18 protein-coding genes are annotated in these 21,575 nt (G+C 71.7%); 4 read left to right on the forward strand and 14 right to left on the reverse strand.

What is annotated here, in order from left to right; translation table 11 throughout:
• Window positions 1-134: 134 nt before the first annotated feature.
• From JIW86_RS25755 to JIW86_RS25800, 10 genes are all read right to left on the reverse strand, one after another.
• A complete protein-coding gene (locus JIW86_RS25755; RefSeq protein WP_257556234.1) occupies window positions 135-1,919 on the reverse strand; it encodes an IucA/IucC family protein in 1,785 nt (594 codons plus the stop codon).
• Window positions 1,916-2,515 carry a GNAT family N-acetyltransferase gene (locus tag JIW86_RS25760; protein ID WP_257556235.1) on the reverse strand — a complete coding sequence of 200 codons (600 nt, stop codon included), beginning with the start codon at window positions 2,513-2,515 and terminating at the stop codon, window positions 1,916-1,918. Before JIW86_RS25760 ends, JIW86_RS25755 begins: the two co-directional genes overlap by 4 nt.
• Entirely contained in the window at window positions 2,512-3,813 is a 1,302-nt protein-coding gene (locus JIW86_RS25765; protein ID WP_257556236.1) for a lysine N(6)-hydroxylase/L-ornithine N(5)-oxygenase family protein, read from the reverse strand. Before JIW86_RS25765 ends, JIW86_RS25760 begins: the two co-directional genes overlap by 4 nt.
• Window positions 3,797-5,287, reverse strand: coding sequence for a pyridoxal phosphate-dependent decarboxylase family protein (locus JIW86_RS25770; RefSeq protein WP_215147398.1), 1,491 nt, complete (start codon window positions 5,285-5,287; stop codon window positions 3,797-3,799). The genes JIW86_RS25765 and JIW86_RS25770 overlap by 17 nt, the downstream gene beginning before the upstream one ends.
• A gap of 143 nt (window positions 5,288-5,430) precedes the next feature.
• On the reverse strand, window positions 5,431-6,330 hold the full coding sequence (locus JIW86_RS25775) for a siderophore-interacting protein (RefSeq protein WP_257556237.1): 900 nt from the start codon (window positions 6,328-6,330) through the stop codon (window positions 5,431-5,433).
• 41 nt (window positions 6,331-6,371) lie between these two features.
• Entirely contained in the window at window positions 6,372-7,409 is a 1,038-nt protein-coding gene (locus tag JIW86_RS25780; protein ID WP_257556238.1) for an ABC transporter substrate-binding protein, read from the reverse strand.
• 131 nt (window positions 7,410-7,540) lie between these two features.
• The gene (locus JIW86_RS25785) at window positions 7,541-8,701 is read right to left on the reverse strand and encodes an acyl-CoA dehydrogenase family protein (protein ID WP_257556239.1); all 1,161 of its coding nucleotides are present in this window, start codon (window positions 8,699-8,701) and stop codon (window positions 7,541-7,543) included.
• Between the two features lie 7 nt (window positions 8,702-8,708).
• On the reverse strand, window positions 8,709-9,641 hold the full coding sequence (locus JIW86_RS25790) for a hydroxymethylglutaryl-CoA lyase (RefSeq protein WP_257556240.1): 933 nt from the start codon (window positions 9,639-9,641) through the stop codon (window positions 8,709-8,711).
• Window positions 9,638-11,701, reverse strand: a complete 2,064-nt coding sequence (locus JIW86_RS25795; RefSeq protein ID WP_257556241.1) for a biotin carboxylase N-terminal domain-containing protein — start codon at window positions 11,699-11,701, stop codon at window positions 9,638-9,640. Before JIW86_RS25795 ends, JIW86_RS25790 begins: the two co-directional genes overlap by 4 nt.
• A gap of 16 nt (window positions 11,702-11,717) precedes the next feature.
• Window positions 11,718-13,334: a carboxyl transferase domain-containing protein gene (locus JIW86_RS25800; protein ID WP_257556242.1), complete on the reverse strand. Its 1,617-nt coding sequence runs from the start codon at window positions 13,332-13,334 to the stop codon at window positions 11,718-11,720.
• A 99-nt stretch (window positions 13,335-13,433) separates the two neighbouring features.
• Between JIW86_RS25800 and JIW86_RS25805 the strand changes: the two genes are divergently transcribed.
• The 3 genes from JIW86_RS25805 to JIW86_RS25815 are packed head-to-tail and all read left to right on the forward strand — an operon-like array spanning window position 13,434 to window position 15,756.
• Window positions 13,434-14,012, forward strand: coding sequence for a TetR/AcrR family transcriptional regulator (locus JIW86_RS25805; protein WP_257556243.1), 579 nt, complete (start codon window positions 13,434-13,436; stop codon window positions 14,010-14,012).
• Between the two features lie 56 nt (window positions 14,013-14,068).
• On the forward strand, window positions 14,069-14,881 hold the full coding sequence (locus JIW86_RS25810; protein WP_257556244.1) for a phosphatase: 813 nt from the start codon (window positions 14,069-14,071) through the stop codon (window positions 14,879-14,881).
• A gap of 44 nt (window positions 14,882-14,925) precedes the next feature.
• Complete coding sequence (locus tag JIW86_RS25815; protein WP_257556245.1) at window positions 14,926-15,756, forward strand: DUF4253 domain-containing protein; 831 nt, start codon at window positions 14,926-14,928, stop codon at window positions 15,754-15,756.
• Between the two features lie 18 nt (window positions 15,757-15,774).
• Here JIW86_RS25815 and JIW86_RS25820 read toward each other — a convergent pair whose 3' ends face one another.
• The 4 genes from JIW86_RS25820 to JIW86_RS25835 form a co-directional block, all read right to left on the reverse strand.
• Window positions 15,775-16,653 carry an acyl-CoA thioesterase gene (locus tag JIW86_RS25820; RefSeq protein ID WP_215147380.1) on the reverse strand — a complete coding sequence of 293 codons (879 nt, stop codon included), beginning with the start codon at window positions 16,651-16,653 and terminating at the stop codon, window positions 15,775-15,777.
• Between the two features lie 26 nt (window positions 16,654-16,679).
• Complete coding sequence (locus JIW86_RS25825; RefSeq protein ID WP_215147378.1) at window positions 16,680-17,837, reverse strand: acyl-CoA dehydrogenase family protein; 1,158 nt, start codon at window positions 17,835-17,837, stop codon at window positions 16,680-16,682.
• Window positions 17,838-17,964: 127 nt separating this feature from the next.
• Window positions 17,965-19,002: an FUSC family protein gene (locus JIW86_RS25830; RefSeq protein WP_257556246.1), complete on the reverse strand. Its 1,038-nt coding sequence runs from the start codon at window positions 19,000-19,002 to the stop codon at window positions 17,965-17,967.
• Window positions 19,003-19,084: 82 nt separating this feature from the next.
• Complete coding sequence (locus JIW86_RS25835; RefSeq protein ID WP_257556247.1) at window positions 19,085-20,479, reverse strand: helix-turn-helix domain-containing protein; 1,395 nt, start codon at window positions 20,477-20,479, stop codon at window positions 19,085-19,087.
• Between the two features lie 115 nt (window positions 20,480-20,594).
• Here JIW86_RS25835 and speB point away from each other — a divergent pair, with 115 nt between their 5' ends.
• Complete coding sequence (gene speB, locus JIW86_RS25840) at window positions 20,595-21,569, forward strand: agmatinase (protein WP_215141255.1); 975 nt, start codon at window positions 20,595-20,597, stop codon at window positions 21,567-21,569.
• Window positions 21,570-21,575 lie beyond the last annotated feature (6 nt).

The raw sequence follows: 21,575 nt of genomic DNA on the forward strand, positions 1-21,575 counted from the left end.
CGGGGCTGGGTTGTGCCTGCCGGACGGCATCAGCCAAATCCAGCCCCGCCGGCGTTTGAGGCGCGGGGTTCGGGGCGGAGCCCCGAGAAGACGGGCGGCAGACGAGGGACCGTGTCGGCTGCCGCCCGGGCCTGTTACCGCCGCGCAGCGAACGGCGCGACGGGGTTCTTGAGGGTGCCGATCAGCTGGAGTGCGGCGGAGGGGTCGGCGAGGTCGACCATCTGCTTGTTGTTGCGCAGCTGGAGGCGGTTGAGGCAGGAGAGCTGGAACTCCTCGGCGAACAGGTCGTAGCGCTCGAAGCGGTCCGACAGGGCCGGCAGGGAGTCCTGGTACTCGTGGGCGCAGTCCGCGACCGCCTGCCAGAAGGTGTCCTCCTCGCAGATGCCCTCCGTCGTCAGGATCGAGCCGAGGAAGCGGAAGAAGCAGTCGAAGACGTCCGTGAAGATCGACAGCAGCTTCATGTCCTCCGGGACGTCCGCCCGGACCCGCTCGACCGCGGGCGGCAGCACCGCGTCCGGGTCCATGACCACGATCTCCTCGGCGATGTCCTTGAAGATCGCCCGCTTCACCACGCCGCCCTCGATGACGAGGATCGTGTTCTCGCCATGCGGCATGTAGGCGAGGTCGTACTGGTAGAAGCAGTGCAGGAGCGGGACCAGGTAGGCCCGCAGGTACGAGCGCAGCCACTCGGCGGGGGTCAGGCCCGATTCCGCGATCAGGGCGCCGACGAAGGACTTGCCCTCGGCGTCGACGTGGAGGAGCGAGGCCATCGTGGCCAGGCGCTCGTCGCCCTGGAGGGAGTTCACCGGGGACTCGCGCCAGAGCGCGGCCAGCATCTTGCGGTACGGGGAGTATCGGTCGGTGGCGCGCTCGTACTGGCGGTGGTGGTAGCCGATCGCCGCGCGCTCGCGGATGATCGAGAAGTCGACGGACTGCAGCACGGAGTCCGACTCGATCAGCTGGTGGAGCCAGTCGTTGATGGCCGGGGTGGCCTCCATGTACGCGGCCGACAGGCCCCGCATGAAGCCCATGTTCAACACCGAGATCGCCGTTTTGACGTAGTGCTTCTCGGGGGCGCTGGTGTTGAAGAAGGTGCGGATCGACTGCTGCGCCAGGTACGCGTCCGTGCCCTCGCCCAGCAGGACCAGGCGGCGGTTGGCGATCTCGGCGGCGAAGGTGATCGTGGTCTTGTTCCACCACTGCCAGGGGTGGACCGGGAAGAGGTGGTAGTCCGCGAGGTCCAGGCCGAGGGCGGTCATCTTGGCGGAGAAGGCCGAGAGCGTCTCGTCGCCCAGCTCGGCGCGCATGAAGGAGTCGTGGTCCAGGCCCGCGCCCGCGGTGAAGGTGGAGACGTCCTTGCGGGCCGCCACCCACACCAGGTGGACCGGGCTCGCGGTCTCCGGGGCGTACGAGAGGTACTCGTGCACGCCGAAGCCGAGGCGGCCGTTGTTCGCGACGAAGCAGGGGTGGCCCTCGGTCATGCCGGTCTCGATGTCCTGGAAGGAGGACTTGGCGAGGACGGCGGAGGAGATCTGCGGCTTCGTGTACTTGAAGCCCGAACCGGCCAGGGTGGAGGAGATCTCCTCCAGGTAGACGGGAAGGACTTCGGCGCTGAGACCCAGGGACTGCTGCAGCTCGATGTGGAAGTCCAGGGCGTCCAGCGGAAGCTCGGCACCGTCCTGGTGGCGGGTGATGGACGACTCGTCCACCGACCAGTGGTCCAGGGCGTGGTGCGTGGCCGCGAAGCGGTACTCCACCGAGGAGTCGTCGCTCAGGACCGAGTAGAGACCGGAGTCCAGCGGCTTCGGCGTCAGCAGGCGCTCGTGGGAGAACTCCGCGAGGGCCTTGCGGACCAGGGCGCGGTTGGCGCGGGCCCACAGCTCGGGGGAGAGGTGGGAGACGGCGTCGGCGAGGCTCATATCGAGAGCTCCTTGATGAGGCCGGTGGCCGACTCGAACTGGGCGCGGGTGCAGAAGCTGAGGAGGGCTTCCTTCTCCGGCTTGGTGACCGGACCGTCGGGCACGAAGCCGACCGCCTCGTTCAGGGCGTGGACGGCGGTGTTGCGGACGTCGGGCTCGACCACGACGCGCTGCGACTCCGGGTCGGCGAACACGGCCGCCATGACGGTGGTGATGACCGCGCGGGTGAACCCGTGCAGCGGCTGCTCGCTCGGCGCGACGAGGAAGTGCATGCCGACATCGCCGGGCTGGGCCTCGTACAGGCCGACGAGCTCCAGGCGGGCCGGGTCGTACGTCTCCATCAGGAAGGCGGGACGGCCCTCGTGGAGGCCGATGAAGGCCTGGTGGTGCTCGGCCGCGGCGATCTTCATGTACTCGCGCTCGACGTCCGGCAGCGAGGCGTCCTGCATCATCCAGAACGAGGCCTTGGGGTGCGTGACCCAGCCGTGCAGGAGCTCCGCGTCGGCGAAGGGGTCCAGCGGGCGGACGGCGAAGGTGCCGAGGGCCGCGTCGGTGCGGGAGTACAGGATCTCGGTGGTGGAGCCGGTGGTGCTCATGCGTGCATGCCTTCCGGGACTGCGAACTGCTGGAACGCGATGGACTTCTCGACCTTGTAGTACTCGCGGCCGAGGAGCTCGCCGATGATGTACGCGTTGCGGTACGCGGCCATGCCCAGGTCGGGCGAGGTGAGGGAGTGGTTGTGGGTCGTGCCGTTCTGGAGGTAGACCCCGCGGCCGGTGCTGTCGACGCTGTAGTTGCGGGCGGCGTCCAGCCGGCCTCGGCCGTCGAAGTTCAGCCGGTCGCGCACGGGGGCGAGGAACTCCGGGACCGTGTACTTGTAGCCGGTGGCCAGGACCAGGCCCTCGGAGGCGAGGGAGAAGTCCCGCTCCTGCTCCTCGTGGCGAAGGCCCAGGGTGTACGTGCCCGTGGTGGTGTCGTAGGCGGTGCTGTTCAGCGAGGTGTTCGTCAGCAGGGTCGTGGGGACCGGGCCCGGCATGGTGATCCTCTTCTGGTAGAGCAGGTCGAAGATGGCGTTGATCAGATCGCCGTCGATGCCCTTGAAGAGGTTCTTCTGCTGGGTCTCCAGCCGGTAGCGGGTGTCCTCGGGGAGGGCGTGGAAGTAGTCCACGTACTCGGGGGAGGTCATCTCCAGCGTCAGCTTCGTGTACTCCAGCGGGAAGAACCGCGGTGAGCGCGTGACCCAGTTGAGCTGGTAGCCGTACACGTCGATCTCGGCGAGGAGGTCGTAGTAGATCTCGGCGGCGCTCTGGCCCGAGCCGACCAGGGTGATCGACTTCTTCTTCTGGAGCTCTGCCTTGTTCTGCATGTAGGCGGAGTTGTGCAGGAAGTCGCCGCCGAGACCGGCGCAGGCCTCCGGGACGAAGGGCGGGGTGCCGGTGCCCAGGACCAGGCGGCGGGCCAGGTGGGTCTCGCCCTTGTCGGTGCGGACCTCGTAGAGACCGGCCTGCTCGTCGTAGGTGACCCCGGTGACGGAGGTGGACCACAGGACGTTGTCGAGGCGGTCGGCGGCCCAGCGGCAGTAGTCGTTGTACTCGGCCCGCAGGGGGTAGAAGTTCTCCCGGATGTAGAAGGAGTACAGCCGGTCCTGGTCCTTCAGGTAGTTCAGGAAGGAGAACGGCGAGGTCGGGTCGGCGAGGGTGACCAGGTCCGACATGAACGGCGTCTGCAGGTGCGCGCCGTCCAGGAACATTCCGGCGTGCCACTCGAAGTGCGGCTTCGACTCGATGAACAGGCCGTCGAGCTCGTCGATCGGCGCGGTCAGGCAGGCGAGTCCCAGGTTGAAGGGACCGAGGCCGATGCCGATGAAGTCACGGGGCTTAACGGTGGACGGCAAGGGATTCTCCCAGGAACTGCTCGGCGTGTGCGGCAAGAAGGTCGAGGACTGCCGAGATGTCGGCCGTCGTGGTCTGAGGGTTGAGAAGGGTGAACTTCAGGTACTGGTCCCCGTCCACCTTGGTGCCGGCGACGACGGCCTCACCCGAGGCGAACAGGGCCTTGCGGGCGTGCAGGTTGGCCTCGTCGACCAGGTCCCCGCGGACATCGCCCTCCGGCACGTAGCGGAAGACGAGGGTGGAGATCTGGGGCTTGACGACGACCTCGAAGCGCGGGTCGGCGTCGATGATGTCCCAGCCCGCGGCGGCCAGGTCGATGACCTCGTCGAAGAGGGAGCCGACACCGTCGGCGCCCATGACGCGCAGGGTCATCCAGAGCTTGAGCGCGTCGAAGCGGCGCGTGGTCTGGATGGACTTGTCCACCTGGTTGGGGATGCGCTCCTCGGCCATGCGGCGCGGGTTGAGGTAGTCCGCGTGGTACGTGGCGTGCTTCAGCGTGTCGCGGTCGCGGACCAGCATGGCGCTGGAACTGACGGGCTGGAAGAACGACTTGTGGTAGTCGACGGTGACGGAGTCGGCGTGCTCGATGCCGTCGAGGAGGTGCCGGCGGGTGGGGGAGACCAGCAGTCCGCAGCCGTAGGCGGCGTCCACGTGCATCCACGCGGAGTGCTCGGCGGTCAGGCGGGCGATCTCGGGGAGCGGGTCGATGGACCCGAAGTCGGTGGTGCCGGCGGTGGCGACGACGGCCATCGGGAAGAGGCCCTCGGTGGCGCACTCCTCGAGCTCCAGGGCGAGCACCGCGGTGTCCATCCGGCGGTTGCGGTCGACCGGGACGGCGATGACGGCCTCGTAGCCGAGTCCGAGCATGGCGGCCGACTTCTTCACGCTGAAGTGGCTGGCCTCGGAGGTGAAGATGCGCAGCTTGGGGAGGACCTCGGACTTCGCCAGCTCGCGCCCCTCGTCCAGCGCGCGCTTCATCACGATGCGGCAGGCCTCGTCGCGGGCCAGCAGCAGGGCGTGGAAGTTGGACTGGCTGCCGCCGGAGGTGAAGATGCCGTCCGCGTCGGGGCCGAGGCCGATGCGCTGCGCGGTCCAGTCGATGAGGCGGCGCTCGATGAGCGTTCCGCCGATGGACTGGTCCCAGGTGTCGAGGGAGGAGTTGACGGCCGAGATGATCGCCTCGCCGAGCACCGCCGGGATGACGACCGGGCAGTTGAGGTGGCCCAGGTAGCGCGGGTGGTGGAAGTACACCGCGTCGCGAAGGTAGACGTCCTCCAGCTCGTCCAGGACGGCGGCCGGGTCCTCGAGCGGCTTGTCCAGGTCGATCCCGTTGATGACCGGGGCGAGTTCGGCGACGGAAATACCGGTGTGGGGCCGTTCCGTGGTCGCGAGTTTGGCGGCGACACGTTCGACGCCCTCGGTGACGGAGCGCCGGTAGAGGTCCGCGGTCGTCTCGTTCAGCAGATGCGAGCGCATCAACTTTCCTCCGGGCAGGGGGAGAAGGGGGGTGGGGTGTGTTGCTTAGGTTAGCCTAACCTAAGTTTCAAGCCAAATGGAGATGGGCCCCGGCCGGAAGCCGGGGCCCATCTCTGAAGTTCCCTGTGACGTACGGGGGTTGGCTACAGCTCGGAAGCGGGGTCCTCACTGGGGGCCTTGCCCGCGTACGCCTCGGCGAGGAGCTGCTCCTCGCTCGCGCCGAGCCGCCAGTAGCCGGTGAAACTCACCGAGCGGCGGTCGACGGATCGTTCCTGCACGAAGTGGCGGCGCGTCGCGCGCACGGTGCCCGCCTCGCCCGCCAGCCACACGTACGGGGCTTCGGCGGCAAGCGACCCGGCCGAGCGCAGCGCGCCCAGCACCTGCTCGGTGCGCTCCCGGCCGTCGCCCTCGCGGACGATCCAGGTGATGTCCGCTTCGGCGAGCGTCGACAGCGCGAGCCGGTCGTCCTCGTGCGGGACCTCGAACCAGGCGCGGACCCGGGTCCCGGCCGGCAGCCGGTCCAGGATCGCGGCCGCGGCCGGCAGGGCGGTCTCGTCCGCGTACATCCAGACCGCGTCGGCGCCCGCCGGCCGGCGGAAACGTACGGACTTGTTCTCCGCGACGGCCGGGCCGATCGCCAGGATCCGGCGGCCGGTCACCGCCCGGCCCGCCCAGTGGGAGGCGGGGCTCGAGTCCCCGTGCAGGACGAAGTCGATGTCGACCTCGTCCACGCCCTCGGCCGTACGGCGCTGTTCGCGCACGGTGTAGGAGCGCATCACCGGCCGTTCCTCGTCCGGCATCCCGCGCCAGGCGGCGAACCAGGTGTCCTCGTCCGTGGACGGGAGCACGGTGTGCTCCTGGCCGGACGGGGGCAGGAAGAGGGACAGGCTCTGGTCGAAGCCGCCCGAGCGGAAGTCCGCGAGGGACTCGCCGCCGAACGTGACCCGCAGGAACGAGTGGCCGAGGCGGCGCGTGCGGAGCACGTCGAGCGCGAAGAATCGGAAGTGCGCGACGGCCGGGACGTCGGACGCGGTGACGGTCATGCGGAGAGTCCCCCCTGGGATTCAGCCGGAAGGAAAGGCGGTCAGCTGACCTTCTTGGCGTTCTGGATGGCCTTCGCGAGCTCCTCGAGGATCGTGGCGCACTTGTCGTACGAGTAGATCGGCTCGGTGACGCGCGGGGTGATCTGGCCGGCCTTGACCGCCGGGAGCTCGGCCCAGGTGGCCTTCGCCTTCAGGTCCTCCGGCTGCAGGGTGCCGGTGCGGTTGTCGAGCAGGACGACGTCGGCCTTGTACTTGCCGGCGTTCTCCCAGCTGAGGCTCTCGAAGAAGCCGCCCTCGTCCAGCTTCTCGGGCGTGACGAACTCGACGCCGAGCTGCTTGAAGTACTTCAGGTCGGCCGAGGTGTCCGGGGTGGAGACGTAGAACAGGTCGGCGGAGCCGGAGCCGACGAGGACCTTGACGCCCGGGTTGGCCTTGGTGGCCGCGCGGACCTTCCCGGCGGCCGACTCGAAGCGGGCCTTCGCGTCGACGGTGTTCTTGGCGTTCATGTCGGCGCCGAGGGACTTGGCGAGCTCCGCGGTGCGCTCCAGCGCCTTGTCCAGGGTGGCGTCGCCGCCCACGGAGATGGCGGCGGCCGGGGCCAGCTGCAGGATCTTGTCCTTGGAGGCCTCGGGCACGTACCAGTAGGTGCCGTCCCAGGTGTTGGTGACGAGCAGGTCGGGCTGGAGGGCCGCGTACTTCTCGACGTTGAACTCGTCGTAGACGTTGCCGATGATCTCGACCTTGGAGATGTCCATCGAGCCGGCCTGGACGTCGGGCTTGCCGTCGGCGGTCTTGGTCGGGCCGAACACGCCCTTGACCGGGATGCCGTAGTCGTACAGCGCGGCGGCGGTGCCGGTGAAGGCGACGATGTTCTTCGGCTTCGCCTTGGTGCTGACGTCCTTGCCGAGGTCGTCCTTGAAGGTCCAGGGGCCCGACGCCGCGGCGCCCTTGTCCGCTCCGCCGTCGCCCTTCGCCGAATCGGTGCCGCCGCACGCGGCCAGTGCCGCGACGAGGCCGAGGGCGCCGCCGGCCGCGATGAATCCGCGACGGGTGAAGGAGGAGGTTCGGGACTTGGGCATGTCGATGTCCGATTTCGTGCGTGCCGGGCGGCCACTGAGCCGTTCGGAGGGAAGGTTAGCCTAACCTTGGCCGAAAACGGTAAGGGGGCCCTAAGTTTTCTTAGGACCCCCGGCACACGAGCGGACTGCGACTAGGCGGAGAAGCCCAGTTCGCGGGCGATGAGCATGCGCTGGACCTCGCTGGTGCCCTCGCCGATCTCCAGGATCTTCGAATCCCGCCACATGCGCGCCACCGGGTACTCGTTCATGAACCCGTAGCCGCCGTGGATCTGGGTGGCCTCACGGGCGTTGTCCACGGCGACCGTGGAGGAGTACAGCTTTGCGATCGCCGCCTCCTTCTTGAACGACTCCCCGCGGACCAGCCGGGAAGCGGCGTCGCGCCATCCGATGCGGGCCATGTGGGCGCGCATCTCCATGTCGGCGAGCTTGAACTGGATGGCCTGGTTGTCGCCGATGGCCTTGCCGAAGGCGTGCCGCTCCTTCGCGTACTTCACCGACTCGTCCACACAGCCCTGGGCCAGGCCCGTCGCCAGCGCGGAGATGGCGATCCGGCCCTCGTCGAGGATCCGCAGGAACTGCGCGTAGCCGCGGCCCTCTTCGCCGACCAGGTTGGCGAGGGGGACCCGTACGCCGTCGAAGGACAGCTCGCGGGTGTCCGAGGCGTTCCAGCCCACCTTGGAGTAGGGGGCGGCCACGGTGAAGCCCGGGGTGCCGGACGGGACGATGATCGAGGAGATCTCCGGGCGGCCGTCCGCCTTGCGGCCCGTCACGGCCGTGACCGTGACCAGACCGGTGATGTCCGTACCGGAGTTGGTGATGAAGCACTTCGAGCCGTTGATGACCCACTCGTCGCCGTCGCGGACGGCGGTGGTGCGGGTGCCGCCGGCGTCGCTTCCGGCGCCCGGCTCGGTCAGGCCGAAGGCACCCAGGATCTCGCCGGAGCACATCTTCGGCAGCCACTCCCGCTTCTGCTCCTCGGTACCGAAGAGGTAGAGGGGCATGGCGCCCAGGGAGACCCCGGCCTCCAGGGTGATGGCGACCGAGGAGTCGACGCGGGCCAGCTCCTCCAGGGCGATGCCGAGGGCGAGGTAGTCGCCGCCCATGCCGCCGTACTCCTCCGGGAAGGGCAGGCCGAACAGGCCCATGCGGCCCATCTCGGCGACGATCTCGTACGGGAACTCGTGCCGCTCGTACAGGTCGCCGATCTTGGGCGCGACGACGTCGTGCGCGAACGCCTCGACGGTACGGCGGAGTTCCTCGTGCTCGGGGGTGAGCCGGTGGTCGAGGGACATGTCTTCGTTACTCCTTGTGGGAGAGGGCGCGGACGGTACGGGAGGGGCTGGGTCGCCCCAGCTGTTCGGCCATCCACACGCTCGTGGCGGTGAGGGCGGCCAGATCGACACCGGTCTCGATGCCGAGGCCGTCGAGCATCCACACCAGGTCCTCGGTGGCGAGGTTGCCGGTGGCGCTCTTCGCGTACGGGCATCCGCCGAGGCCGCCTGCGGAGGCGTCGACGGTGGTCACGCCGTGCTGGAGCGCGGCGAGGGTGTTGGACAGGGCCTGGCCGTAGGTGTCGTGGAAGTGCACGCCGATCCGGTCGGTGCCGACGCCCGCCTCGCCCAGGCCGCTCAGCAGTTCCTGGACGTGGCCGGGGGTGGCGACGCCGATGGTGTCGCCGAGGCTCAGCTCGTCGCAGCCGAGGTCGAACAGGGCCTTGGCGACGCGGACCACCTGGTGGACCGGTACGGGGCCCTCCCAGGGGTCGCCGAAGCACATCGAGAGGTAGCCGCGGACGTGGGCCTTTTCCTGCTTGGCGCGGGCCACGACGGGCTCGAACATGGCGAGGGACTCGGCGACGGTGCGGTTGAGGTTGCGGGAGGCGAAGGTCTCGGTGGCCGAGCCGAAGACGGCGATGCGGGTGGCCCCGAGGGCGAGCGCGCGGTCCAGGCCGCGCTCGTTGGGCACGAGCACGGGCAGCGCCGCGTCGACGTCGGCGAGCAGCGGGAAGAGCTGCTCGGCGTCGGCGAGCTGCGGAACCCACTTCGGGTGGACGAAGCTGGTGGCCTCGATGGTGGTGAGGCCGGCGGCGGCCAGCCGGTGGATGAACTCGGCCTTGACGGCGGTGGGGACGGCCGTCTTCTCGTTCTGCAGCCCGTCGCGGGCGCCGACCTCGTGGATCCGGACCCGGGCCGGCAGGCCGGGGGCCGGGACGGTCATGGGCAGGCCGTTCATCCGGTCGCCTCCTCTTCCGTTTCCGGGGTGACGACGGCCAGGACCTGGTCCATGGCGACGGTCGCGCCGGGGGTGACGTCGAGTTCGGTGACGGTCCCGGCGTGCGGGGCGGAGATGACGTGCTCCATCTTCATCGCCTCGACGACCAGGAGGCTCTGGCCGGCGGCCACCTTGTCCCCGACGGCCACCTTGACGACGGTGACGGTGCCGGGCATGGGGGCGGCGAGGGTGTCGGCGCCTCCCCTCGAGGCCCCGCTCAGGGATGCGGCCACCGGGTCGTGGCTCTGGACGTGCCAGCTGTCCGCGTCGCGCCCGAGCCAGACCCCGTCCGGGGAGGCGGCGTAGGCGAAGCGGTGGGTGACGCCGTCGAGTTCGACGGTGACGGTGTCGGTGGTGCGGGCCACGATCCGGCCGCGGGCCGGTGCGCCGGGGCTCTGCCCCAGACCCCGCGCCTCAATCGCCGGCGAGGCTGAATCTGCGTCGGCGGGGTCGGAAACGAGCAGCTCTGATGCGGCTCCGTGAGGCCGGGTGCGGACCTGCACCGGATCCTGGCCCGGGAGGCGGAAGTGCTGCACGGTCCAGGCCGGGGTGCCGCCCAGGCGCCAGCCGTTGGGGACGTCGAAGGGGTCGACCCACCCCTGCGCCTGCGCAGGGGTGTCGGTTAGCAGGGCCGCCGCCGCGTACACCTCCGGCGGGACCCCCTCCGGGAGGAGGGACGGGAGGTCGCGCTCGACCAGGCCCGTGTCCAGGTCGCCTGAGACCACGTCCGGGTGGGCCAGCAGGCGACGCAGGAAACCGGCGTTGGTCTGGACGCCCAGGATCACCGTGTCCGCGAGGGCGCTCCGCAGCACCCGCAGGGCCGCCGCGCGGTCGGGACCGTACGCGATGACCTTCGACAGCATCGGGTCGTACGTGGAGCCCACCGGGACGCCCGCCGTCAGGCCGGAGTCCGTGCGGACCGGACCGCCCGACGGCTCGGACAGGGCGAGGACCGTGCCACCGGAGGGCAGGAACCCCCGCGCCGGGTCCTCCGCGCAGACGCGGGCCTCGATCGCGTGGCCCGTCAGCCGGACCTCCGACTGGTCGAAGCCCAGCCGTTCGCCCGCCGCCACCCGGAGCTGGAGCTCCACCAGGTCCAGGCCGGTGATCAGCTCCGTCACCGGGTGCTCGACCTGGAGGCGGGTGTTCATCTCCATGAAGTAGTACGAGGAGGGGTCCCTGCCGGGGACGATGAACTCCACCGTGCCCGCGCCGACGTACCCGCACGAGCGGGCCGCCTCCACCGCCGCCGCGCCCATCGCGGCGCGGGTCTTCTCGTCCAGCAGGACCGACGGCGCCTCCTCGATCACCTTCTGGTGGCGCCGCTGGAGCGAGCACTCGCGCTCGCCCAGGTGGACCACGTTCCCGTGGGAGTCGGCGAGGACCTGGATCTCGATGTGCCGGGGCCGGTCGATCCACCGCTCGACCAGGAGCGTGTCGTCGCCGAAGGAGGATCGGGCCTCGCGGCGGGCCGCCGCGATCTCCTCGGCCAGTACGGCCGGGTCGCGCACCAGCCGCATGCCCTTGCCGCCGCCGCCCGCCGAGGGCTTGAGCAGGACCGGCATGCCGATCTCCTCGGCGGCCGCGACCAGTTCGGCGTCCGACAGTCCGCTTCCGGAGGAGCCGGGGACCACGGGCACGCCCGCCGCCTTCACCGTCTCCTTGGCCCGGATCTTGTCGCCCATCAGGGAGATGGCCGAGGCCGGGGGGCCGATGAAGGCGAGACCGGCTTCCGCGCACGCCGCCGCGAAGGCCGCGTTCTCCGCGAGGAAGCCGTAGCCCGGGTGGACCGCCTCGGCGCCCGTCCGCCGCGCGGCATCCAGCAGCCGCTCCACCGACAGGTAGCTCTCGGCGGCCGCCGCCGGGCCGATCCGGACGGCCGTGTCGGCCTCCCGTACGTGGCGGGCGTCGGCGTCCGCGTCGCTGAAGACGGCCACCGACCGCACGCCGAGCTGCCGCAGCGTACGGATGACCCGGACCGCGATCTCGCCCCGGTTGGCGACCAGAACAGTGCTGAACATCAGTGAGGTCCTCACGTCACATACGGAAGATGCCGAAGCCGCGATCGCCCAGCGGGGCGTTCGCGCACGCGGTCAGGGCCAGTCCCAGCACCTGCCGGGTCTCCATCGGGTCGATGACCCCGTCGTCCCACAGCCGGGCCGTGGCGTAGTAGGCGTTGCCCTGTTCCTCGTACTGCGCACGGACCGGGGCCTTGAAGGCCTCCTCGTCCTCGGCCGGCCACTCCTGGCCCGCGCCCTCGATCTGGTCCCGCTTGACCGTGGCCAGCACCGAGGCCGCCTGCTCCCCGCCCATCACGGAGATCTTGGCGTTGGGCCACATCCACAGGAACCGCGGCGAGTACGCCCGCCCGCACATCGAGTAGTTGCCGGCCCCGTACGAGCCGCCGACGACCACCGTCAGCTTCGGCACCCGGGTGCAGGCCACCGCCGTCACCATCTTGGCGCCGTGCTTGGCGATGCCGCCCGCCTCGTAGTCGCGGCCGACCATGAACCCGGAGATGTTCTGGAGGAACAGCAGCGGGATGCCGCGCTGGTCGCACAGCTCGATGAAGTGGGCGCCCTTCTGGGCGGATTCGGAGAACAGGATGCCGTTGTTGGCGACGATCCCGACCGGGTGCCCGTGGATCCGGGCGAAGCCGGTGACCAGGGTCTGCCCGAACTCCGCCTTGAACTCCTGGAAGCGGGAGCCGTCCACGATCCGCGCGATGATCTCGCGGGCGTCGTAGGGGGTGCGGGAGTCGACCGGGACCGCGCCGTACAGCCCGTGCGGGTCCACCTTGGGCGCTTCCGCCACCTCGACCGGCCAGGGCAGGGCCTGGCGCGCGGGCAGGGTCGCCACGATGTTCCGTACGATCCGCAGCGCGTGCGCGTCGTCCTCCGCCAGGTGGTCGGTGACGCCGGAGATCCGGGAGTGGACCTCGCCGCCGCCCAGCTCCTCCGCCGTGACCACCTCACCGGTGGCGGCCTTCACCAGCGGCGGGCCGCCGAGGAAGATCGTGCCCTGGCCGCGGACGATGACGGCCTCGTCGCTCATGGCGGGGACGTACGCGCCGCCCGCCGTGCAGGAGCCGAGGACGGCTGCGATCTGCGGGATGCCGGCCCCCGACATGCGCGCCTGGTTGTAGAAGATGCGGCCGAAGTGGTCCCGGTCCGGGAAGACCTCGTCCTGCATGGGCAGGAAGGCGCCGCCCGAATCGACCAGGTAGAGGCAGGGGAGACGATTCTCCAGTGCCACCTCCTGGGCGCGCAGGTGCTTCTTGACGGTCATCGGGTAGTAGGTGCCGCCCTTGACGGTGGCGTCGTTCGCGACGATCACGCACTCGCGGCCGCTGACCCGGCCGATGCCCGCGATGACCCCGGCGGCGGGGGCCGCGCCCCCGTACATGCCCTCGGCGGCCAGCGGAGCCAGCTCCAGGAACGGGGACCCGGGGTCCAGGAGGGCGTCCACGCGGTCGCGTGGGAGGAGCTTCCCGCGGGCGGTGTGGCGGGCGCGGGCCTTCTCGCCGCCGCCGAGCCGGGCCGCGTCGAGCCGGGCCCGCAGGCCCTCGGTGAGCTCGCGGTGGGCGGCCTCGTTGGTCCGCCAGGCCTCGGACGCCGGGTCCGCGGCGCTCGTCAGCACTGGTGCCTGCTGCATCGGTCGAGCTCCCTTGCTCGGTGCACGCTGTTAATGAGCGTTAACGCATGTACCGCCTAGGTTAACGACCGCTAACGGCCCTGTCTAGAATGGTTTCCCATGAGCACCAGTGCCGCCGCCCCGACCCGTCGCGAGCAGATCCTCAGCGAGGCCGCCCGCCTCTTCGCCGCGCGTGGATTCCACGGCGTCGGGGTCGATGAGATAGGGGCTGCGGTCGGCATCAGCGGCCCCGGTCTCTACCGGCATTTCGCGGGCAAGGACGCCATGCTCGCCGAGCTGCTGGTCGGCATCAGCGAACGGCTGCTGACCGGCGGCCGGCGCCGGGTGGAGGAGGCGGGGGGCGACTCCGCGCTGGTCCTGTCCTCCCTCATCGACGGACACATCGACTTCGCGCTCGACGACCGGGCGCTGATCACCCTGCACGACCGGGAGCTCGACCGGCTGCGGGACACCGACCGCAAGCTCGTACGGCAGTTGCAGCGGCAGTACGTGGAGCTGTGGGTGGCCGTCGTACGGGAACTGCACGCGGAGGTGGGCGAGACGGAGGTGCGGGTCTGCGTGCACGCGGTCTTCGGCCTGCTGAACTCCACCCCGCACCTGGCGGCCCTGGGGCGGGAGGCGACGGAGTCACTGCTCCGGCGGCTCGCGCACGGGGCGTTCGGGGCGCTGTCGGTGTGAACCGGCGCGTCCGCCGGTCGGGATGGACGCGGCGCCTGGGCCTCGGCGGCGGCAGAATGGGCCCCATGCCGAAGCCGATAGAGACGCCCGTACCCAGCCGCGCAGAACTCATCGACCATCTGGTCCGCACGCGCATCGCGGGGCAGGTCGCCACCCCGCGCGAGAACAACCTCTCCCATTACCGCAAGCTCGCCAACGGCGACCGGCACTACTGGCTCGGCCTGGAGCTGGGCGACCGCTGGACGGACGAGCAGGACGTGCTCGCCGTGATGGCGGAGCGCTGCGGGGTCGTGGACGACCCGGCGTACCGCTACGGCCAGGACACCATCGACCCGGAGCTGACGGTGGCCGGCCTGGACCGGCTGGCGGCGCGGCTGCGGAAGGCCGCGCTGGACCGGCAGAGCGTGCTGCTCGCCACCGGGCACCCGGGCGGGCTGCTGGACGTCCACCGGGCCACGGCCGCGGCCCTGCGGGCGGCGGGCTGCGAGATCGTGGTGATCCCGGCCGGGCTGACGGCCGACGAGGGCTCGGTGTGGCAGTTCGCCGACGTCGCCGTGCTGGAGCGCGGAGCGACGCTGTGGCACACGCATTCGCCGGAGCCGATGGCCGCGATCCTGGACGGGCTCACGGCGGCGAACCGCCCGCAGCCGGACCTGGTCGTCGCCGACCACGGATGGGCGGGCTGTGCGGCCCAGCGCGGCCTGGACGCGGTGGGGTACGCGGACTGCAACGACCCGGCGCTCTTCCTCGGCGAGGCCGAGGGCACCCTCGAGGTGGCCGTCCCGCTGGACGACCACGTCCGCGACCCGCGCCATTACGACGCAATGGTGGCGTACCTGCTGGACGGCGCGGGCCTGCTGGACTCGTAGGCCCTGTCCGGGCGTTGTCAGTGGCGGCGGCTACGTTCGCCACCATGCCGAAGACATCCAACCCCCTGTCCGCGTTGGCCGACGACCCGCAAGGCCTGTCCCTGGGGCTGGAGTTGCCGCCCGGAACGCTCCTCGGGACGGCGCGCAGGCCGCTGCTCTGGGTTTCCGACGGGCCCGTCGGCGCCGGTGCGCTGGCCTCGTACCGGAGCCGCCCGGGCCTGGCCGCCGCGGGCCTCCAGGCGGTGCTCTTCCAGGAGCGGCGCGGCCTGGAGGAGTGGTGGCTGACCAAGGGCCTGCGGCCGGAGCGGATGTCCGACCCGGACGACCACCATGTCGAGCCGGTCCTGCGCGAGTTCTGGAACGCCGTCATCCCCGACCCCGAGGAGGAGGGCGAGGACGGCGAGGAGCTCATCGCCCCCTTCGGCCGGGACTGGCCGGGGCTCGCGGAATCGGGATCCGTGGGGGCCGCGGGGGAGGACCCCGAGACGGCGGCCTGCGCCCTCGCGGACGAGCTGATCGGGACCGGCTTCCTGCCGAGCCCGCGGCTCGCGCTGGTCCCCGCGGGCCGGGGAGCCGACGTACCCACGGCGATGGGCTGGTGCGGACCGGCCAACCACGAGAACGACACCGCCCTCATCAGCACGGTCCTGCGCTCCTGGGAGGACCGCTTCGGCGCCCGGGTCGTCGCCCTCGGCTTCGACGAACTCCACGTGTCGGTGGCGGCCCCGCCCCGTACGCTCGCCCACGCGCTCCCGGTCGCCGCGGAGCACTTCGCCTTTTCGCCCGACAACATCTGGCAGGGCTCGGGCAGCGTCCGCGCCTACGCGGACGAGGCGGTCACCGGGAGCGGCCACTGGGGCTTCTGGTGGGACTGAGGAGGCGTCAGGGGCCGGTCACGCGCGCGGAACGCGTACGACACCCTCCTGGATGACGGTCACGGCCAGCCGGCCGTCCTGGGTCCAGATGCGGGCCTGGCCCAGGCCCCGGCCGGCGGCCGCCGACGGGGACTCCTGGTCGTACAGCAGCCACTCGTCCGCGCGGAACGGCCGGTGGAACCACATCGCGTGGTCCAGCGAGGCGCCGACCACGTCGCCGACCGCCCACCCGCCGCGCCCGTGCGCGAGCAGCACCGAGTCCAGCAGGGTCATGTCGGAGACGTACGTGGCCAGGCAGGTGTGCAGCAGGGCGTCGTCGCTCTCCAGCTTGCCGTCCGTGCGGAACCACACCTGCGTACGCGGCTCCACCGGCTCGCCGATGCTGCCCCAGGGCGGGGTCGTGGCGTACCGCAGGTCCACCGCGCCGCGCGCCTCGATCAGCCGCTCCACCGTGCCCGGGTCGCGGAAGATCTCCCGGTACGCGGGCAGCGACTCGGCCGCGGTCGGCAGCGTCTCCGGGTCGGGCGCGGAGGGCATGGCGGCCTGGTGGTCGAGGCCCTCCTCGTGCGTCTGGAAGGACGCGGAGAGGTGGAAGATCGGCTGCCCGTGCTGGACGGCGACCACCCGGCGCGTGGTGAACGAGCGCCCGTCGCGGATCCGGTCCACCGAGTAGACGATGGGCGCGCCCGGGTCCCCGGCGCGCAGGAAGTACGAGTGCAGCGAGTGCGCGGTGCGGTCGCCGGGCACGGTGCGGCCGGCCGCGACCAGTGCCTGGGCCGCGACCTGACCGCCGAAAACGCGCGGTACCAGCGCCGAACGGCTGGTACCGCGGAAGATGTTCTCCTCGATCTGCTCGAGGTCGAGCAGATCGAGGAGCGTTGTCAGTGCCTCGTTCATGGGGGAAGGCTAAGCGCCCGGCTTCCTTACAGGCCCATGGACTTGGCGATGATGGACTTCATGACCTCGCTGGTGCCGCCGTAGATGCGGTTCACGCGGTTGTCGGCGTACAGGCGGGCGATCGGGTACTCGTTCATGTAGCCGTAACCGCCGTGCAGCTGCAGGCACTTGTCGATGACGCGGTGGGCGACCTCGGTGTTGAACAGCTTCGCGGAGGCGGCCTCGGCGGCCGTCAGCTCGCCGGCGTCCAGGGCCTCCAGCGCGCGGTCGGCGACGGCCTCGGCGGCGTCCACCTCGGCCTGGCAGGCGGCCAGCTCGAACTTGGTGTTCTGGAAGTGCGCGACGGGCTTGCCGAAGACGGTGCGCTCCTGCACGTACTGCTGGGCGAACCGGATGGCGGCCTTGGCCTGCGCGTAGGCGCCGAAGGCGATGCCCCAGCGCTCGGAGGGCAGGTTGGCGCCGAGGTAGTAGAAGCCCTTGTTCTCCTCGCCGAGCAGGTCCTCGACCGGGACCTTCACGTCGACGAACGCCAGCTCGGCGGTGTCGGAGGTGCGCAGGCCGAGCTTGTCCAGCTTGCGGCCGATGGAGTAGCCCTCGGACTTGGTGTCCACGGCGAACAGGGAGATGCCGAAGCGGCGGTCGTCCTCGCGCGGGGCGGAGGTGCGGGCGCAGACGATCACGCGGTCGGCGTGGACGCCACCGGTGATGAAGGTCTTGGCGCCGTTGAGGACGTAGTGGGAGCCGTCCTCGGAGAGCTTGGCGGTGGTCTTCATGCCCGCGACGTCGGAGCCGGTGCCCGGCTCGGTCATCGCCAGGGCCCACATCTCCTCACCGCTGACGAACTTCGGGAGGTAGCGCTTCTTCTGCTCGTCCGTGGAGAGCATCTTGATGTAGGGGAGGGCGAGCAGCACGTGCACGCCGGAACCGCCGAAGTTGACGCCCGCGCGCGAGGTCTCCTCGTAGAGGACGGCCTCGAACTTGTGGGTGTCCAGGCCCGCGCCGCCGAACTCCTCGGGGACGTTGATGCCAAAGATGCCCAGCTCGCCGAGCTTGTAGTAGAACTCGCGCGGTGCCTGGCCGGCGGCGAACCACTCGTCGTAGACGGGGACGACCTCGGCCTCGATGAAGGCGCGGATGGTCTCGCGGAACGCCTCGTGGTCCTCGTTGAATACGGTACGGCGCATCGCCGGACTCCCTTCGTCGCGGCGGTCCGCCGCTTATGCCTAAGCGCTTGCTCAGAATAAGTTACCGGCGAGTTGTCCCGCCTGTCCAGAGTGAGGGGGGACACCTGTGCGACGCGACCGGGCGCGGTCAGCCCGCCGACGGGCCGAGGTGGTCGGCCAGCGCCTCGTGGGTGAGGTCCACTCCGGCCCGCAGGACGGTGTCGCGGCGGCCGGGATGGGCGGCCCGGTGCGCCTCCGTCAGCTCCCGGGCCCGGCGCAGTCCGGCCGCGCAGTCCTCGCCGCGCAGGGCGGTGTCCAGGGCGCGGGCCGTCGCCTCGATCAGCGGGGCCATGGCGCGCACCGCCTCGCCGGGCCCGGCCGGGGCGGCCCCCTCGCGTTCCGGTCCGGCGGATCGGGTCTCCACCTCCCGCGAGAGCACCAGCAGGGCCGGAGCCGTCCGCGCGGCCAGCCGCAGGCGGGGTCGGAGAGTGTCCGCCTCCCCGGCCGCAGGCCGCCGTGGCGGCAGGAGCACCGTGCGGCCCGTCCTGCGCTCCAGCGTGACGGACAGCTCGTGCGGCCAGTGCCACAGGGCGAAGGGGTCGGCGGGGACGGGGCCCGCCCGCCCGCCGGCCGCCGTGGCTGCGATCAGCTCCAGGCGGGCGCGGAGTCCGGAGCGGTACGCCTCCAGGCCGCCGGCCGCCTCCCGGTACGGATCCGGGGGCCACAGCAGTGGGCCGAGGAACATCACGACGGCGATGCCGATCGCGCTCTCCTCCAGCCGGGCCAGCGGGTAACCCGGCGTCGGCGTGGCGTAGATCATCAGAGCGGTGATCAGGACCTGCTGGTTCGGGGAGCCCTCGTGGCGCAGCAGGTACATCCCGGCGCAGCCGCACACCAGGACGACCAGGAACGACGCGGAGCCCGTCGGCAGCCAGTGCAGGACGACCGCGCTCAGCAGCACGCCCGCGATCACGCCCAGCAGCCGCTGAAGGGCCATCCGGGGCGCCGAGAACAGGTCCTCGCGCAGGACCAGGACGGCGGGCAGGGCCGCGGCCACCGGAGCCGTGCTCGTACCGAGCCACACGCACACGTACCAGGGGAGGGCCGCGCACACCACCAGCCGCGCGGCCGGCGCCAGGCGCTCGCCGAGGGCGCGGTTCCACGTCGATGCGGACATCCCGGACATGCGGCACATCGTAGGCGCGCGGCTCGCACGGGCGGCTGACCGCGCGAGCGGCGCCGGGCCCCGGTCAGCCGCCCGGCCGGGGTTACGGAGCGGAAGGGCCCGCCGGGGGCCGTTCCCAGCGCAGGGCGAACCACAGCTCCATCCGGGTGTCCGGGTCGTCCAGGTCCCGTCCCAGCAGGTCCGCGCAGCGCGCCACACGCTGGCGGACGGTGTTGCGGTGGACGGACAGGGCGGCCGCGGAGCGGTCCCAGCTGCCGTGGTGCGCCAGCCATGCGCGCAGGGTGTCCCGCAGGGCCGGGTTCAGCGGGGCGAGCAGGGCCTCGGCGTGCGCGTGGGCCTCGGCCGGGTCCAGCAGGGTGCCCAGGCCGCCCTCGGTGTGGCGGGCCAGCGCGGTACGGGCCGCCTCCGCCCGGTCCAGGGCCCGCCGGGCCTGTGCCCCGGCGGTACGCAGCTCCGCGGGCGCCGCCGGTGCGCTCACCCCGAGGCGCCAGCCGGGCTGCGGGCCGGGCTCCCGCTCGGCGAGCAGGCGTACGTCGTCCCCGTGCGGGTCCAGCAGTACGGTGCCCAGCGCCGCCGCCAGGGCCCGCGGGTCGCCGGATCCCCTGGCGTGTACGACGTGCCAGGGCCCGGGGGCCAGGGCCGCCGCGGGGTCGCCGTCGAGGAGGAGCCGGGTGAGGGCGGCCGCCGCGTCCCCCTCGGGCCGGGGCGCGGTGAGCAGGGTCAGGAGCACGGCGGCGATGGCCGTGATGGCGTGGTCGCCGGGGGTGCGGTCGGGGCGGGCGACGCCGAGGACGGGCCCGTCGCCGAGGGAGTACGCGGCCAGGTTCCAGCCCGCCGCGGAATCGGTGGCGGTGGCCGCGCCGCCGGGCGGACCGACGCGGGCCAGCAGGGCGGCCAGGGCCTCGGCGGTCTGCGTCGGCAGGGGGCGCCCCGCCGTCCGCCCGGCCGTTCGCCCGGCCGGGACCAGGACGACGTGGCCGCCCAGGCTCGCCGCCAGGCGGGACAGGACCGCCGGGACCGGATCCGGCCGGGCCGCCGCCGCGGCGAGACCCTGCTGCGCCTCGGCGACCCGGCGCAGCTCCCGCGTCCGGGCCTCCGCCATCAGCCGCCACACCGCGCGGGCGACGGCCGTGAACGGGGTGTGCGGCGGAACCTCCAGCAGCGGCAGCCCGTGCCGGGCGCAGGCCTCGGCCAGGGCCGGCGGCACCTCCTCGTGGACCGGGGCCACGCCGAAGCCGAGGGCGGCGGCCCCGGCCGCGGCCAGCCGGGCCGCGTACCCGTCGGGGTCCCCGGCGGGCCCGGCCCCGGCGGTGAGCAGCAGCTCCCCGCCCAGCAGGTACGGCGACGGGTCCGCCATCTCCGAGGCGTGCACCCCGTACACCCGCGCCTCGCCGGGACCCGCGAGGAGCCGGAGCCCCAGCTCCCGGTCGGCGGTCAGCGCGGTCAGCGGGACCGGCGGGGTCAGCGGGGCCTCCATGGATACTCCGTACATGTCGGTGCCGAACAGTGGATGAAACGTACACTTCGCGGCCCCGAGGCGTCCGCTTACGCTCGAAGGACCGCACCGCAGGACCACCAGAAGGGCACCCCCCATGAGCACGCAGCCGCGCGGCCCCGTCGACTCCTCCCGCATCCCGCGCTACGCGGGCCCCGCGACCTTCGCCCGGCTGCCGCGCCTCGACGAGGTCGGCTCCGCCGACGTCGCCGTCGTCGGCGTGCCCTTCGACTCCGGTGTCTCGTACCGCCCCGGCGCCCGCTTCGGCGGAAACGCGATCCGCGAGGCCTCGCGCCTGCTGCGCCCGTACAACCCGGCCCAGGACGCCTCCCCCTTCGCCCTCGCGCAGGTCGCGGACGCCGGCGACATCGCTGTGAACCCCTTCAACATCAACGAGGCCGTCGAGACGGTCGAGGCCGCGGCCGACGAGCTGCTCGGTGCCGGCTCCCGTCTGATGACCCTCGGCGGCGACCACACCATCGCCCTCCCGCTGCTCCGTTCGGTCGCCAAGAAGCACGGCCCGGTCGCGCTGCTCCACTTCGACGCGCACCTGGACACCTGGGACACCTACTTCGGCGCCGAGTACACCCACGGCACCCCGTTCCGCCGCGCCGTCGAGGAGGGCATCCTCGACACCGAGGCGCTCTCGCACGTCGGTACGCGCGGCCCGCTGTACGGCAAGCAGGACCTGGACGACGACGCCAAGATGGGCTTCGGCATCGTCACCTCCGCCGACGTCTACCGGCGCGGCGCCGACGAGGTGGCCGACCAGCTGCGCCAGCGCATCGGCGACCGTCCGCTGTACATCTCGATCGACATCGACGTGCTGGACCCGGCCCACGCGCCCGGCACCGGCACCCCGGAGGCGGGCGGCATGACCTCCCGCGAGCTGCTGGAGATCATCCGCGGACTGTCCTCCTGCAACCTCGTTTCCGCCGACGTGGTGGAGGTGGCCCCGGCGTACGATCACGCCGAGATCACCTCGGTCGCGGCCTCGCACACCGCGTACGAGCTCACCACGATCATGAGCCGCCAGATCGCTGCGGCGAAGGCGAACCCGAAGGGCGAGTAAGCGCAC

The sequence above is a fragment of the Streptomyces sp. NBC_00162 genome, from assembly GCF_024611995.1.
GTDB lineage: Bacteria > Actinomycetota > Actinomycetes > Streptomycetales > Streptomycetaceae > Streptomyces.

Excerpts from the sequence above, each read along its gene's own strand:
- JIW86_RS25830 (WP_257556246.1), bottom strand. The coding sequence starts at position 19,002 with ATGTCCGGGATGTCCGCATCGACGTGGAACCGCGCCCTCGGCGAGCGC.
- JIW86_RS25825 (WP_215147378.1), bottom strand. The coding sequence starts at position 17,837 with ATGCGCCGTACCGTATTCAACGAGGACCACGAGGCGTTCCGCGAGACC.
- JIW86_RS25815 (WP_257556245.1), top strand. The coding sequence starts at position 14,926 with ATGCCGAAGACATCCAACCCCCTGTCCGCGTTGGCCGACGACCCGCAA.
- JIW86_RS25800 (WP_257556242.1), bottom strand. The coding sequence starts at position 13,334 with ATGCAGCAGGCACCAGTGCTGACGAGCGCCGCGGACCCGGCGTCCGAG.
- JIW86_RS25810 (WP_257556244.1), top strand. The coding sequence starts at position 14,069 with ATGGGCCCCATGCCGAAGCCGATAGAGACGCCCGTACCCAGCCGCGCA.
- JIW86_RS25770 (WP_215147398.1), bottom strand. The coding sequence starts at position 5,287 with ATGCGCTCGCATCTGCTGAACGAGACGACCGCGGACCTCTACCGGCGC.
- JIW86_RS25795 (WP_257556241.1), bottom strand. The coding sequence starts at position 11,701 with ATGTTCAGCACTGTTCTGGTCGCCAACCGGGGCGAGATCGCGGTCCGG.
- JIW86_RS25785 (WP_257556239.1), bottom strand. The coding sequence starts at position 8,701 with ATGTCCCTCGACCACCGGCTCACCCCCGAGCACGAGGAACTCCGCCGT.
- JIW86_RS25755 (WP_257556234.1), bottom strand. The coding sequence starts at position 1,919 with ATGAGCCTCGCCGACGCCGTCTCCCACCTCTCCCCCGAGCTGTGGGCC.
- JIW86_RS25805 (WP_257556243.1), top strand. The coding sequence starts at position 13,434 with ATGAGCACCAGTGCCGCCGCCCCGACCCGTCGCGAGCAGATCCTCAGC.
- JIW86_RS25790 (WP_257556240.1), bottom strand. The coding sequence starts at position 9,641 with ATGAACGGCCTGCCCATGACCGTCCCGGCCCCCGGCCTGCCGGCCCGG.
- JIW86_RS25780 (WP_257556238.1), bottom strand. The coding sequence starts at position 7,409 with ATGCCCAAGTCCCGAACCTCCTCCTTCACCCGTCGCGGATTCATCGCG.
- JIW86_RS25760 (WP_257556235.1), bottom strand. The coding sequence starts at position 2,515 with ATGAGCACCACCGGCTCCACCACCGAGATCCTGTACTCCCGCACCGAC.
- JIW86_RS25775 (WP_257556237.1), bottom strand. The coding sequence starts at position 6,330 with ATGACCGTCACCGCGTCCGACGTCCCGGCCGTCGCGCACTTCCGATTC.
- JIW86_RS25820 (WP_215147380.1), bottom strand. The coding sequence starts at position 16,653 with ATGAACGAGGCACTGACAACGCTCCTCGATCTGCTCGACCTCGAGCAG.
- speB (WP_215141255.1), top strand. The coding sequence starts at position 20,595 with ATGAGCACGCAGCCGCGCGGCCCCGTCGACTCCTCCCGCATCCCGCGC.
- JIW86_RS25835 (WP_257556247.1), bottom strand. The coding sequence starts at position 20,479 with ATGGAGGCCCCGCTGACCCCGCCGGTCCCGCTGACCGCGCTGACCGCC.